The 13,716-nt window shown below is 38.0% G+C and carries 15 protein-coding genes; 8 read left to right on the top strand and 7 right to left on the bottom strand.

The features are described from left to right. Positions 1 to 186 precede the first annotated feature (186 nt). From A8B79_RS02355 to A8B79_RS02375, 5 genes are all read left to right on the top strand, one after another. Positions 187 to 1,545, top strand: a complete 1,359-nt coding sequence (locus A8B79_RS02355; protein WP_066217494.1) for a S1C family serine protease — start codon at positions 187 to 189, stop codon at positions 1,543 to 1,545. A gap of 6 nt (positions 1,546 to 1,551) precedes the next feature. Further along, positions 1,552 to 2,055, top strand: a complete 504-nt coding sequence (locus A8B79_RS02360; RefSeq protein ID WP_066217496.1) for a cupin domain-containing protein — start codon at positions 1,552 to 1,554, stop codon at positions 2,053 to 2,055. 59 nt (positions 2,056 to 2,114) lie between these two features. Next, a complete protein-coding gene (locus tag A8B79_RS02365) occupies positions 2,115 to 2,843 on the top strand; it encodes a hypothetical protein (RefSeq protein ID WP_066217498.1) in 729 nt (242 codons plus the stop codon). Positions 2,844 to 2,942: 99 nt separating this feature from the next. Next, positions 2,943 to 4,676 (top strand): phospho-sugar mutase, encoded by a 1,734-nt coding sequence (locus A8B79_RS02370; RefSeq protein ID WP_066217500.1) that lies wholly within the window; start codon positions 2,943 to 2,945, stop codon positions 4,674 to 4,676. Positions 4,677 to 4,745: 69 nt separating this feature from the next. Then, positions 4,746 to 5,300 (top strand): iron transporter, encoded by a 555-nt coding sequence (locus tag A8B79_RS02375; RefSeq protein WP_066217502.1) that lies wholly within the window; start codon positions 4,746 to 4,748, stop codon positions 5,298 to 5,300. Positions 5,301 to 5,639: 339 nt separating this feature from the next. Here A8B79_RS02375 and dprA read toward each other — a convergent pair whose 3' ends face one another. The 6 genes from dprA to tnpA all read right to left on the bottom strand — a co-directional run bounded on the left by dprA (position 5,640) and on the right by tnpA (position 11,635). Then, on the bottom strand, positions 5,640 to 6,764 hold the full coding sequence (gene dprA, locus A8B79_RS02380; RefSeq protein ID WP_066217504.1) for a DNA-processing protein DprA: 1,125 nt from the start codon (positions 6,762 to 6,764) through the stop codon (positions 5,640 to 5,642). Continuing rightward, complete coding sequence (gene obgE / locus A8B79_RS02385) at positions 6,742 to 7,737, bottom strand: GTPase ObgE (RefSeq protein ID WP_066217506.1); 996 nt, start codon at positions 7,735 to 7,737, stop codon at positions 6,742 to 6,744. Before obgE ends, dprA begins: the two co-directional genes overlap by 23 nt. A gap of 92 nt (positions 7,738 to 7,829) precedes the next feature. Then, positions 7,830 to 8,675, bottom strand: coding sequence for an acetyl-CoA carboxylase, carboxyltransferase subunit beta (accD, locus tag A8B79_RS02390; RefSeq protein ID WP_066217508.1), 846 nt, complete (start codon positions 8,673 to 8,675; stop codon positions 7,830 to 7,832). Positions 8,676 to 8,739: 64 nt separating this feature from the next. After that, positions 8,740 to 9,411, bottom strand: a complete 672-nt coding sequence (gene tsaB / locus A8B79_RS02395; RefSeq protein ID WP_066217510.1) for a tRNA (adenosine(37)-N6)-threonylcarbamoyltransferase complex dimerization subunit type 1 TsaB — start codon at positions 9,409 to 9,411, stop codon at positions 8,740 to 8,742. A gap of 134 nt (positions 9,412 to 9,545) precedes the next feature. Then, positions 9,546 to 10,826, bottom strand: coding sequence for a dihydroorotase (locus A8B79_RS02400; RefSeq protein ID WP_066217513.1), 1,281 nt, complete (start codon positions 10,824 to 10,826; stop codon positions 9,546 to 9,548). Between the two features lie 395 nt (positions 10,827 to 11,221). Next, positions 11,222 to 11,635, bottom strand: a complete 414-nt coding sequence (gene tnpA / locus A8B79_RS02405) for an IS200/IS605 family transposase (protein ID WP_066217515.1) — start codon at positions 11,633 to 11,635, stop codon at positions 11,222 to 11,224. 140 nt (positions 11,636 to 11,775) lie between these two features. Here tnpA and A8B79_RS02410 point away from each other — a divergent pair, with 140 nt between their 5' ends. Genes A8B79_RS02410 through A8B79_RS02420 form a run of 3 tightly spaced genes read left to right on the top strand, consistent with a single transcriptional unit; the run spans position 11,776 to position 13,093 of the window. Then, positions 11,776 to 12,099, top strand: coding sequence for a hypothetical protein (locus A8B79_RS02410; protein WP_066217516.1), 324 nt, complete (start codon positions 11,776 to 11,778; stop codon positions 12,097 to 12,099). A gap of 2 nt (positions 12,100 to 12,101) precedes the next feature. Next, positions 12,102 to 12,434, top strand: a complete 333-nt coding sequence (locus tag A8B79_RS02415) for a TfoX/Sxy family protein (RefSeq protein ID WP_066217519.1) — start codon at positions 12,102 to 12,104, stop codon at positions 12,432 to 12,434. A 2-nt stretch (positions 12,435 to 12,436) separates the two neighbouring features. Next, positions 12,437 to 13,093, top strand: coding sequence for a DUF2461 domain-containing protein (locus tag A8B79_RS02420; RefSeq protein ID WP_066217521.1), 657 nt, complete (start codon positions 12,437 to 12,439; stop codon positions 13,091 to 13,093). 437 nt (positions 13,094 to 13,530) lie between these two features. Here the strand turns inward: A8B79_RS02420 and A8B79_RS16255 are convergent. Then, positions 13,531 to 13,716 (bottom strand): hypothetical protein (locus A8B79_RS16255; RefSeq protein ID WP_235603528.1); only part of this gene is annotated, 186 nt, incomplete at its 5' end.

The following is a 13,716-nucleotide window of genomic DNA, read 5'->3' on the forward strand; positions in this document are numbered from 1 at the left end:
ATTTTCTTTTTCAATATACATTAGGGACGTATCGCGATACGTCCCTAATGTATATAGTTGATTCAATCTCATCCTTTCGTCTTTTCCGAATTTTTTCTAAAACAATAAACATCAATATTAACAGGGATTAAATTATGTTCTTAGCGAATTATTTTTATACTTTCGCTAGAATTCTAAAATCCACTTATGCTCAGATATTTATTTCTTTTAATCCCGGTATTTTTTGCTTGTGCTCCAAGCTATAACCTTAAGTTAGACGAAGTTCGCCCCCCTCTTCCCGAAGATGAGATTGTAATGATTTCTTTTGGAGGACAAAGCATAGTCGGAGATGTAGATACTCTTGGAACACTCTCTGTGGATACAAAAAATGCAACGAAATGTGAACCTGACGAATTATTCGGTAAAGCACTTTCTATTGCAAAAGAATCGGGAGGCAATGGATATCATATTACTTCTATAGATCTTGAAGTAAATCAAAGTTTTATGCCATGCGCTAGTTTTACCGGAAAAATCGTTCATAGTAAATATACTTACTATGATATTTTGCATACTGAAGATCAACTAAAAGAGAGCTGGGACGAAAGATTTTTTGAAATTGAAGGTATATACGAAGGAAAGGATCCGAACGGTTTCGATCTCAGATTAGCAATAAATAGAGAAAAAACGGGGGTCTATAATTTAATCTACTTATCAGGAGTTAGTGATGACTTCGAGCCTATCTGGGAAGAAGGTCAATTAAAAGCTATTTTTAAGAATTCTGCTTCTACTCAACTATACAAGATTGACTGGATAAGTAGTAACCGAACTTTGAACAAGGATTTTATAATCTCAATTGGACCGGGATTATTTACTTTAACGAATAGTACCGAACAATTTTCGGAGCCCTTTTTAAAAGTATACCCAACTAATAATGACTTAACTTTGGGTTCAGGAACGGGTTTTGCCATTTCTGAAAAAGGATTTATCGTTACTAATAATCATGTAATTGAAAATGCTGATCGTGTATTCGTAAGAGGAATAAACGGGGACTTTAGTAAAGAATTTGAAGCCAGTATAGTTGTTAAAGATGAAAATAATGATCTGGCTATCATCAAACTTAACGACCAGGACTCTCTGAATATCAGCACTCCCGGCTATGGTATCTCTTTACGATCTAATGCACTTGTAGGAGAAGATATATTTACTCTCGGCTTTCCACTACTTTCTACTATGGGAGATGAGCTTAAGCTTACAAATGGGGTAATAAGTTCCAGAACAGGCTATAATGGAGATATAACCAGTTATCAAATTTCTGCTCCAACACAACCCGGAAATAGTGGAGGTCCACTGTTTGATAGTAAAGGAAATGTGATCGGTATTGTTAACGCAAAACACGGAAATGCCGAAAACGTTACTTATGCTATAAAATCATCTTATCTGGGCAATCTTATTGATCTTTTACCTTCATCTGTAAATATTAAAACAGAACTGTCCACAAATGATGCAAGTACCTCAGAACAAGTAAATGCGGTTCGGGACTTTGTATATATAATTACTGTAAAATAACTTAAGGTGAAGAACCGAATTCAGGATTTGATCAACAATTTCAACCTTCAAAAACACCCGGAAGGTGGCTACTTCAAGGAAACTTACAGAAGTGAAGGAGTAATTCCTTCTGAGGTTTTGAGTAACGAAATCAATGGAGACCGAAACTATTGCACAGGAATTTATTTCTTACTCACCTCTGATAATTTTTCAGCCTTTCATCGGATCAAACAAGATGAGATGTGGCATTTTTATGAAGGTTCTCCTTTGACTGTTCACATGATTGATAATCAGGGAAACTACTCTTTTCAAAAGATTGGATTAGAGTTCAAAGACAGACAGGTTCCACAATTTGTAGTACCTAAGGGAGTTTGGTTTGCTTCGGAAGTCATGAAACCAAATTCTTACTCATTTGTAGGATGCACTGTGTCACCAGGTTTTGATTTTGCTGATTTTGAACTGGCAGACAGTAACATGTTGATTGCTCAATTTCCAAAAAATTCTAAAATCATAAATCGGTTATCACGCTAAATATTATTGATTTTACTGGATCGATTTCATCACTATAAAAAATAATCCTACCTAATTTTATGAAAGGAAATATTACTTTGTGTCTTCTTATTACTCTTGGGATTGTTTTTTTCAACTCAATAGAAACCAAATCTCAAACAATTGAACTCGGATTTTGGTCTGGTTTTGGCAGCTATAATCATAGTAGTCTGAGAAAAATATCAGCTCAAGATTATTCTCAAAATAATATACCAAACCTTAGTAATACGGATTATTTACCATTCGGCTATGCATATGGAATTCACTTAGATCGTGTTTATCAGGTATATAGTTTTGGGTTATTTTTTAGACATGAAAAGTCTAGAACCGAAAGATCTTATTATAATATTCTGGAGGATCTATATTACAATCAAAATGGCTCCAATTTAGTATTCGGATTGCAAGGAAAGCTTCATCTTAAAAACCAAATACATAATAATCTAAGTTATTTTCCCTATTTCAGTCTTAAATCAGGACTTAATATCTCATCTATTTCATACTCTGAAAAATTAGAACGCTTACCTTCAAATTCATTAGGTAGCTTTGAAATAACATCTCAGTCTTTTTTTATAGAACCGGGCTTTGGGGTGCGCGTGTATGATGATCTTTTTATAATAGAGCCTACACTTTCTTTTTTTGTCCCTGTATTACAATCCAGCTATAAAATAAATGATGAAATGACGCTGAAAAATCAAACAGAAGAAAACAGAGAGAACACCAACTTTCTTGGTGTAAGGTTAGGAATTACTTTTGGTCTAAAACTTAACTAAACATTAACACTTTCCACTAAACTTAAACGCTTTTCAATAAGTTTAAGAATATTATTATTCATATTTTTTACTAGTCAATACAAAACTCAAATTCGGGCAATGCAACAATTAGAAGCTTCAGTTCAACAAAAAATTGATCAATGGCTGGAAGGCAGCTATGACGAGAATTCAAAGCAAGAGATTCGTTCGTTAATAGAACAAGAAAAGTTCGAAGAGTTAACAGATGCTTTTTACAAAGACCTGGAATTTGGAACAGGTGGTTTGCGCGGAATTATGGGTATTGGCTCAAACCGTGTAAACAAATACACTTTTGGAGTAGCAACTCAGGGATTCAGTAACTTCCTGAAGAAAACCTACCCTGATCAACAGATAAAAGTAGCTATTGCACACGATTGCAGAAATAATTCAGACACGCTGGCTAAAGTAGTTGCCGATGTATTTTCAGCAAATGGAATTAAGGTATACTTCTTCGAAGGACTACGCCCGACTCCGGAATTATCGTATGCAGTAAGAGAGCTCAATTGTCAGGGAGGCGTGGTACTTACCGCTTCTCACAATCCCAAGGAATACAATGGCTTTAAAGCGTACGGAGCTGATGGTGGACAATTGGTATCGCCACACGACAAAGCCGTGATGGAAGAAGTACAAAAAGTCGCTTCGATCGATGACGTTAAATTTGAAGGGAATAATGAGCTAATCGAAATGATTGGAGAAGATGTCGATCAGAAATATTTAGCCGAACTAAAGAAACTCTCCGTTTCTGAAAAGGAAATACAGAATCAGAAGGATCTGAAGATCGTGTTCTCTCCTATTCATGGGACAGCCGGGGTACTGGTTCCTCCTGCACTCAAAATGTACGGTTTTGAAAATGTGACGTTGGTTGAGGAACAAATGGTTGTGGACGGCAACTTCCCAACTGTTGTATATCCAAATCCTGAGGAACAAGACGCGCTTGCAATGGCTCTGGATAAAGCCAAAGAAATTGATGCTGAACTCGTAATGGCAACCGATCCGGATGCGGACAGAATAGGAATTGCTGTAAAAGATACCTCGGGTGAATGGACGCTTTTAAATGGTAACCAGACTGCCTGCCTGATCATTAATTATATGCTAACTGCCTGGAAGAACGCCGGTAAACTGAATGGAAATCAGTATATCGTAAAAACGGTGGTTACTTCTTACCTGATTGATGAGATCGCTGAATCTTATTCTGTCGATTGTTTCAATACCCTTACCGGTTTCAAATATATTGGTGAACTCATGACCAATTTTGAAGGTGAAAAAGAGTTCATTGCCGGTGGTGAAGAAAGTTACGGTTACCTGATCGGTGAACACGTTCGTGATAAAGATGCTGTAGTTTCAGCCGTAATAATCGCAGAAATGGCTGCTTATTACAAAGATAATGGATCTAGTCTGTATGAAGCTCTTCTGGAAATGTATGTAGATTTTGGTATCTATCAGGAAAAATTGATCTCCATTACAAAGAAAGGGAAATCAGGTGCTGAAGAAATTCTTGAAATGATGAAGAACTTCAGAGAAAATCCACCTACTTCACTTGGTGGCTCTGATGTAATTACTATCAAAGATTATAAATCGGCAGAAGAAAAGAATGTGAAGACAGGTGAGGTTTCTGAGATCGACCTTCCTTCATCAAACGTGCTGCAATTTATAACTGAAGATGGTGCAATTATTTCTGCTCGTCCTTCCGGTACAGAGCCTAAGATCAAATTCTATTGCAGCGTTAACGATACTATCGCAACCGTACATGAATATCCGTTTGTTCAGAAAAAATTGATGAATAAGATCGATCAGATCATGGAAGAGCTCAGCTGACGCAAAATTACTATTTAGAATTAATCTTAATAGTGATATCTTTGGTGAAACTTAAATTCAATTTCATCAATGAGACTTTTCTTTTTATTTCTGATTACTTTTTTATCCACGAATTTACTTCCGGCTCAGGAACTGATCATCGGGAGTGAGCTTGTTAAACCTGGAATACGGGTAATTTTTGAAGGTGCTATTAAGGATAACGTCACTCCTTCTCATCTTCATCTGGAAGAATCAAAAACTGATGTTCATCTCGAAGCCAGAGTTAATTGGGCATCAGATAAAACTGTGACAGTTCCTGAAGGAGCGCCCAGAGGTGGCTTTGTGGCTTATCTCACTATTACTGCTGAAGTGATCAATGAGCGCACTGGAGAACGATTAGAGGATATTCAGGTCGTTCCACATATCAATTTGATCGATAATCTTCACTATGCTAGAAACATCAGCTTACCCGGAAAAAGAGATGATCTCTACACAGTAAAATTTACCGTTTATCCACCGGCAGGTGCTCAGTTAGCCCTTCACAAAGACTGGAGAGAAAATCACAGCGATCAGTTATTCGAACAAACTCAATTTGAGTACAAAAACGTTGATTTTGAAGAAATTGCGAATGCAAGCAGAAGGTAATTGAAAGCTACATTTTCATCGACCTTTAGAATTATTGGCAAGGAAAGAACGTAATGAAATCGACGGCTTAGTTGAGCACAATGCTACCTACTTTTGTCTTGATATCAAGTTCTTCAGCGGATCAAAATCAATCCTAAGTTAGTTGAAAAAGTGTGAGTAGCCTTTGTTCTAGATGATTAAAGCTATTCATAAACCTGCCCTTACAAAGATCCCGAAACAAGTTCGGAATGACCTATTTCTATGTATTTATGAGATAGTTCTCTTATAAAGTCGTGCATTATTTTTGTAGACAAAAAGCAGAAAATGCTATTGAAAATACTAAAGTGTATGCAGAGTTGATCACCTTAATTCAAAGATCTTACCGGCTTTTTGAGTGATAATATCCTGCATTTCCAGTTGTAGCAGCGCAACCAATAATTCGCTGGTATGGACACTCAATTCATCTGCCAGGTCGTCTATTTGAAAAGATTGTTGTTCCAGTTGCTCACAGATGGAAGTACTTAGTTTATCCAGCTTATATTCTTTCCAACTTGGTGCTTTTTTAGGGAGTTCTTTTGCACTATTTCCATCAGATTCAAAATCGATGGGTAACTCCACTAAAATATCATCAACTACCTGAACCAATTTAGCAGCTCCTTTTTTGATGAGATAATTACACCCCGTTCCTGAAGGGTTTTCTAAATGATGGGGAATTGCAAAAACTTCCCGATTTTGATCCAGAGCCAGTTCTGCAGTGATCATGCTCCCTCCTTTTATTCCGGATTCAATTACAACTACTCCAAGACTTAAACCACTTACAACCCTGTTTCGCAATGGAAAGTTATTTTTTTCGGGAATCATCCCCAAAGGGAATTCTGAAATAACAGCTCCACCGCTTTTCACAATTGAATTCGCGACTTCCGTATTACTCTTTGGATACAGATTATCAATTCCTGAACCCAAAACAGCCACCGTTGTAGCTCCCACATTCAAAGCTGATTGATGTCCGATAGTATCAATTCCATATGCTAAACCGCTAAAAATGCACAACCCCTTTTCTGCCAGCTTAGTGGAAAATTTCTGGGCTTGTTTCTTTCCGTAAGTAGACGCATTTCTGGTTCCTACTACTGCTACTCCGGGTTTTTTTAGAGCTTCGGGATCGCCTTTAAGCCAATACAGAATTGGTGGATCGTAAATTTCTTTCAATAAGTTCGGGTATTCCGAATCTCTCATTGTAATGATTTGAGCGCCGATCTTATCCGTATCTTCTATTTGTTGATCTACACTTTCCCAGTCATCGAATGATAAAATGGCCAAAGCTGTAGCTTCCCCAACTCCTTCGTAACTTCTGAGCTGAGTTTTACTGAGATTGAATAGGTTTTCGAGTTGGTCACATTCCTGAACTAAATGCCTGACTCTCTTGCTTCCCAGTCCGGGAATTAGAGTTAGTGCGATTAAGTTTCTAAGAATCTTCTTGTTTTGCATGTTGAAGTTTTTCCCAAAGTGCTTCTCTAAGTTCATCCACACCATGTCCGGTAGCAGATGAAATTGGAATTACGGGAATTTCATCATCAAAATGAAGTTTTTTATCTAACTTAAAACCTTGTTTTAAATCCATCTTAGTTATAGCTAGTACTCTGGGCTTGTCTAACAGATCTTTCCGATAGGCTTTTAACTCGTTCACCAAAGCATTGTACTCATACTCAATATCTGTTTGAGAACTCACCATGAACAACAAAATACTGTTTCGTTCAATATGGCGAAGAAACTGTATTCCCAATCCTTTTCCCTGATGTGCTTCTTCAATAATTCCGGGAATATCAGCCATTACAAAACTTCTGTAATCTGAAAACTTAACTACTCCTAAATTTGGCTCAAGTGTAGTAAACGGATAGTCAGCAATCTTCGGTTTTGCATGAGAAAGTGCTGAAAGTAAAGTGCTTTTTCCGGCGTTCGGGAATCCAACCAGACCCACATCTGCGATCAATTTAAGCTCAAGCTCTACTACTCTCTCCTCTCCTATTTCCCCTTCCTGAGCATATTGAGGAGTTTGATTTACAGAACTTTTGAAGTGCCAGTTTCCGAGTCCGCCTCTTCCGCCTTTGGCGATAACGATCTCTTCTTCATCTTCAGTGATCTCGCCCATTCTTTCCCGGGATTCTGCATCAAAAGCTACCGTTCCCAAAGGAACCTGAAGCATGATCGATTCTCCGTCTTTACCGCTAGAACGACTGCTACCACCATTTGCTCCGGGTTTAGCTTTGATGTATTTCTTGTAACGAAGATCCAGAATGGTATTTAGTTGTGCATTTCCTTTCAGAATGATACTTCCGCCTCTTCCACCATCTCCTCCATCCGGACCGCCTTTAGGGACATATTTTTCCCGTCTCATATGAGCAGAACCATCTCCACCCTTTCCGGCGGTAACATAAATTTTAGCGTAATCTGCGAATCTCATTCTTCGAGGTTAATGGTTATTAGTTATTGGTTTCATTTCTGCAAATAACCAATAACTAATAACTTTTTAAAAATTGACGGGACTTAAATCAGTTACTTCTTATGCAGAACTAATTTCAAAAGTTTTGTAAGCTTGGATTTCATCGTATTTCTTGGAACTATAAAATCCAGAAATCCATGCTCCAGTAAATATTCAGCGGTTTGGAATCCTTCCGGAAGATCACGACCAATTGTCTGACGAACCACTCTTGGTCCTGCAAAAGCAATAAGCGCACCCGGCTCTGCAACATTAAAATCACCAAGCATAGCATAACTTGCAGTAACTCCACCGGTTGTTGGATGCGTCATATAAGATATATACGGAACTCCATCTTCTTCCAGCTGAGCCAGTTTTGCTGATGTCTTAGCCATTTGCATCAAACTTAACACACTTTCCATCATTCTAGCGCCGCCTGTTTGGGAAATAATGATCAACGGAATTTTATTCTCTCTTGCATGATCAATTGCGATTCCAAGTCGTTCACCAACTACAGAACCCATACTTCCACCGATAAAACCGAAGTCCATACAACCAACTACAAGATCGATTCCATTCATTTTACCAACGCCAACCCGAGCTGCATCAGACAATCCTGATTTCTTTTGAGTAGCTTCGAGTCGGTCTTTATATTTCTTGGTATCAGAAAATTCCAGAGGATCGGTCGGCATAATATTCTGACCTAATTCCTCAAATTTATTGTCATCAAAAATGATCGAAAAGTACTGCTTGCTTCCAATTCTGAAGTGATGACCGCTTAATGGATCAACCCATAAATTGTCTTCCAATTCGCGCCGATGAATCGTTTCACCGGTAGTTGGAACCTTAACCCAAACGCCTTCCGGCATTTCTTTTTTAGTCTCGGTCTGAATATTTTCGTCTTTTCTTTTAAACCAACTCATAGTTTGTAATTGAATTTTTTTAGAGGCACAAAATAACCAATCTTAACCTTAAATAAGAATCTGATTATGCCTTCGTGTTATTAACCTGACTGCTGCTGATATAATTCGAATTCAGCTCTTCAGGATGTGTTCTAATACAGAAATCGGTGTGATTCTTCAGATGAAAAAGTCTGATCAAAGACTTCGCTGAAATAAAACTGTCGTTATAAATCTGTACGTTTTCCAAAGCTTTTTTACTGATACGATCAATTCCTGTTCCAATCAAAGTGTAACCGGATACAATTTGATCTTCCAGATCAGTAAGTTCGATCACTTTTGCTTCTGAAATAATTTCAAGCTCCTCATTAAGCTTAAATTCCTGATGATACACATGATTCCTTCTTGCATCGATGATCGAGTGAATAGCTTCTGAGTTATTTCCAGTAGCCATTGCAAAAGATGCCAATGTATTACAAGCAAACAGATCCACATCCTTACCAAACAATATCCCTTTTATCGCACTTGCCGCGATTCGCAATCCGGTGTAGGAACCCGGACCATTGCTTACTAATACAGCATTCAGATCTTCTATTTTGAAGTCATGCTCCTTCATTAATTCCTGAGTGAACAAGAATAGATTATCGGAATGCACACTTCTTCCCTGAATTCTTTTTTCAAAGATTTCTCCTTTCTGATTCTGAAAAGCTACCGAGCAAATGTTTGTTGAAGTTTCGTAAGCTAGGATTTTTTTAACCATTCCTCACCATCTTCTGTCATTTCGAGTTGAATCCGCTGCACAGCGGATGACCGAGAAATCTTCATAACTATAATTTATTTCGATAATCATTAGATGTCTCACATTCGTTCGACATGACAAATATTCGTTCTTATTTACCTCAACTCATTAATCACCAACTCACCACGGTTAAAGATCCCGACCGCTCTACCGGTCAGCTTCTTATTCAGGTACGGAGAGTTTTTAGATTTCGAACGTACGTTTTTTGGATCAAAGGTCCACTCTTCATCGGTATTGAAGAATGTCAGGTTTGCTTGTGCTCCTTCTTCGAGTGCAGGAACTTCAAGATTTAAGATCTTCCGTGGACTATAACACAGCTTTTCAACCAGTTGCTGAAGGTCAAGTTTCTTGGTTTTGAATAATCTCATGTTTGAGATACTCCAGGCTGTTTCGAGCCCAATTATTCCGTTCGGAGCATAAATGAATTCCACTTCCTTTTCTTCAATGGCGTGAGGAGCATGATCAGTACAGATCACATCAATAGTTCCGTCAACCAATCCTTCGATCATCGCGTCCACATCTTCTTGTGTTCGAAGCGGAGGATGCATTTTGAAGTTGGTATTGAACTTTTGCTTCTCAATTTCTTCGTCCGTCAGATCAAAATGATGAGCGCAAACTTCTGTGGTTACATTAATTCCTTTTTTCTTTCCTTCTCTAACAAGATCGACTGCTCCTTTTGTACTGATGTGAGCTACGTGAATGTGTCCACCGGTGTATTCAGCTAATAAAATATCTCTTGCGATCATGGTTTCTTCAGCAATTGAAGGAGTTCCATCCAAACCAAGTCTGGTAGAAACTCTTCCCTCGTTCATGTGTCCCGGTCTTGAAAGCGCAAGGTCTTCCTCATGATTGATGATCGGCATTCCAAGCATGGAAGAATATTCCAGAGCAACACGCATCACCTGAGAATCATAAACCGGATCTCCGTCGTCACTAAATGCAACTGCTCCTCCGTCTTTCATGTCTCCCATTTCAGCAATCGACTTTCCTGCTCTGTCTTTGGTTACACAACCGATCGGGTGTACATCAACCGGAGTTTCATTTCCTTTTTTGATGATGTATTCCACCACATCTCTGGTGTGCGTAGCCGGTTGAGTATTCGGCATACAAGCAACCGCTGTGAATCCACCAAAAGCCGCAGCTGCACAACCTGTTTTGATCGTTTCTTTGTGCTCATAACCGGGCTCACGTAAATGAATATGCATATCCATCCAACCCGGACTTACATAAGCTCCTTCAAAGTCATGAGCATCTTCTCCTTTCTCAGCTTTTAAAGATTTTCCTATTTCTGAGATCTTTCCATCTTGTATTCTGATGTCGATTGTGTCTTTTCCGTTGTGTTCTTTACTAACCGGACGAAGATTTTTCAGGAGCATTTTAAGCTATTTAAATTTTTGAATTGGTCAAATATAAGGCTTTATGATTTGAATATTGAAAGGCATTATTGGAATCTTAGTTAATATCTTTATGTCTTCAGTATAACGAATCCTGTTTGTTACTGTTTGCCAGCGAAGTCCTTCAGGTCTTCGCTAGGATGTCGTGTCTTATGTCAATGATCGTTACATTAAGATTTTATCCATATCAAACCGTCACAGATTTTTCAAGTTTGTAACTTGAAAATACAAGACAAGGAAGTCTGTGACTTCCATTTTAACTGGTCATATCAAAATTTCATCTATAACCAATAATTCTTTTTTCTCTTACACTACATTCATTGCTAAACTACTCGCGAATACCTGAAGGAATTCGCTGGCTAATGTTTCAATACTAATTATATGACCAATCTTTTCAATTCTTCTGAATAAGAAACAGATTTATGATATTCTTCTTGATTGTAAATATAGTTTCTGACTTTCGGTATATCCTTTTCGCTTACTGAGAAAACGCCATAACCATTCTGCCATTTGAAAGTTTCTTCCAGGTTCGCGTTCAGATTTACCCATCTTGATGAGGCTCCCTTCAATAAATTTATTATCTCTGAAATTTTCTGTGTGGTTTTTAAACGAATCAATAAATGAACATGGTCTTCGATTCCATTTATTACATCAACAAGGATATCATTTTTCTCCCCATATAATTTTAAGTAATTAAATAGATCATATCTGAAAGACCTGAACAAATTTGGTTTTCGAAGTTTCGTACTCCAAACAATATGAAGCCAAACTGATGAATACGTTTTCGGCATATTGAAATATGTTTGTTACTGTTTTCCAGCGAATTCCTTCAGGTCTTCGCTGGAAAACAGTAAGACAACCTCACATACCATTCCTTACAAAACCATGTCCCCCATTCGGATTCTCAGTTGTCATTCTATAAATTAATCGAATGGAAGAACAAAAAGCATTATTTGAGCAGATCCGAGCTAAGCTGATCGAAAAGGAAAAGCTGGTTACCACCGGAAAAATGATGAGTACCGAAGCCATCAAATATGATGGGAATGTATTCGCATTTATTTCTAAGAACGGAAATATGGTTTTCAAATTCGGGAAGAACTTTGATCCGGAAGCTCAGGATTTTGAATCTATTCCTTTCAATCCATTCAAAAATAAAGGTCCGTTGGCAGGCTGGTTTGAAGTTTCCTTTTCCCAACAGGAATTATGGGAATCGCTGACTCTGGAAGCATTAACTGTCATCAAAAAAAATAAATAATCATGGCTTTAAATCAGGAATATGTCGATTACATCGTCGATCAACTATCAGAATTTGAAGGTGCATCATCCAGAAAAATGTTTGGCGGTGTCGGGATCTTCAAAGACAAGATCATGTTTGCCATGGTGACCAGTGAAAATGCATTTTATTTCAGAGTGAATAATGAATTGATCCCAAAGTTTGAAGCCGAAGGAATGAAACCGTTTGATCATGCCAAAAAAGGGAAAGGAATGCCGTATTGGTCAGCGCCGGCTCATGTAATTGAAGACAAGCAACTAATGAAACAATGGGCTGAAGATTCCTATGAAGCTGCAATTTTAGCTAAAAAGAAATAATTATGATCGACCAAAACTACATCTCTTTTTTTGAAGAACTTGAAAAGAATAACCATAAAGAATGGTTTGATGGACATCGAAAAGATTATGAGACTCACGTTCGTAAACCTTTTATCGAATTGATTGAAGCCTTAATTCCTGCTCTCCTCGAAATTGAAGCTGATCTCCATACAGATGCCAAGAAAACATTGTTTAGGATCAACAGAGATATCCAATTTTCAAAAGACAAGACTCCTTACAACACACTAATGAAAGCAAGTTTATCTTCTGAAGGAAAGAAGTCTGAAGTTCCGGGATTTTATATCGGCATCGGAGCAGAAAATGTCCATGTTGGAGGCGGATTATATCAGCTTTCTAAAGACAGACTTACAAAAGTGAGAGATTTGATCGCAGCCAACAAAGAAGAGTTCATCAGCATAATTAATGATCCTGAATTCAAGAGTAGCTTCGGAGAACTACAAGGCGAACGTAATAAAAGGCTCGATAAAAAATATGCTGATCTGGAAAGCGAACTCCCATACATAGCAAATAAACAATTTTATGCTATGGCAAAATTCAAAACTTCAACGTTTGTTAAAGAGAACAATCAGGTAGAAGCCCTTATGAAATATTTTCGGGTTATTCAGCCTTTACACGCTTTTTTAAATAGAGCTTTTTAGTCACTCTTGTAGAAGTTAGATAATTCACTTACAACAATTGTCCCGTTTCTAATAAACCTCAGTATTTCAGTAAAGCTTCCAATTACACCGACCTTTAGAATTATTGGCGAGCCAAGAACGTAATGGAATCGACGGCTCCAAAGGAGCAATCATTACACTTAGGCTGATTTGTGAATAGGCATCATATGCAGGTAGACCTTTTGTAATGATTAGTCGATGCAATGGAGTTCGCGCCAATAATTCTTGTCGGGAGTTTTTGGTACTGGCGCCTGTGCTGAGGCAGCTCAGTAGCGGCACAAAAGTACTCATATCAAGTAAATGTACTCACAATACTTAAGTAAAGACCTCCTCTGTCTCCTCCTACAACAGGAGGAGGACTCGTTGATAAAAACTAGAATCAACTCGGGAATTCCCCTCCTTATCCAAGGAGGGGCGAACTACTCAGAACCAAAGAATTTGTTTCGTAACCGGGATCCTTCGTCCCGAAACTTCGGGATCAGGATTGTAGATGTCATGTAATTCGTTGAAAGTTTTTGAACAGTAAAATATATAGGGTCATCCCGTCCGCCAGCTGGCGGATCGGGATCTTTGTAAGGAATTGCTCTTGAAACGGTCTTACTTAC

Origin of the sequence: Balneola sp. EhC07 (assembly GCF_001650905.1) — a bacterium.
GTDB lineage: Bacteria > Bacteroidota > Rhodothermia > Balneolales > Balneolaceae > Balneola.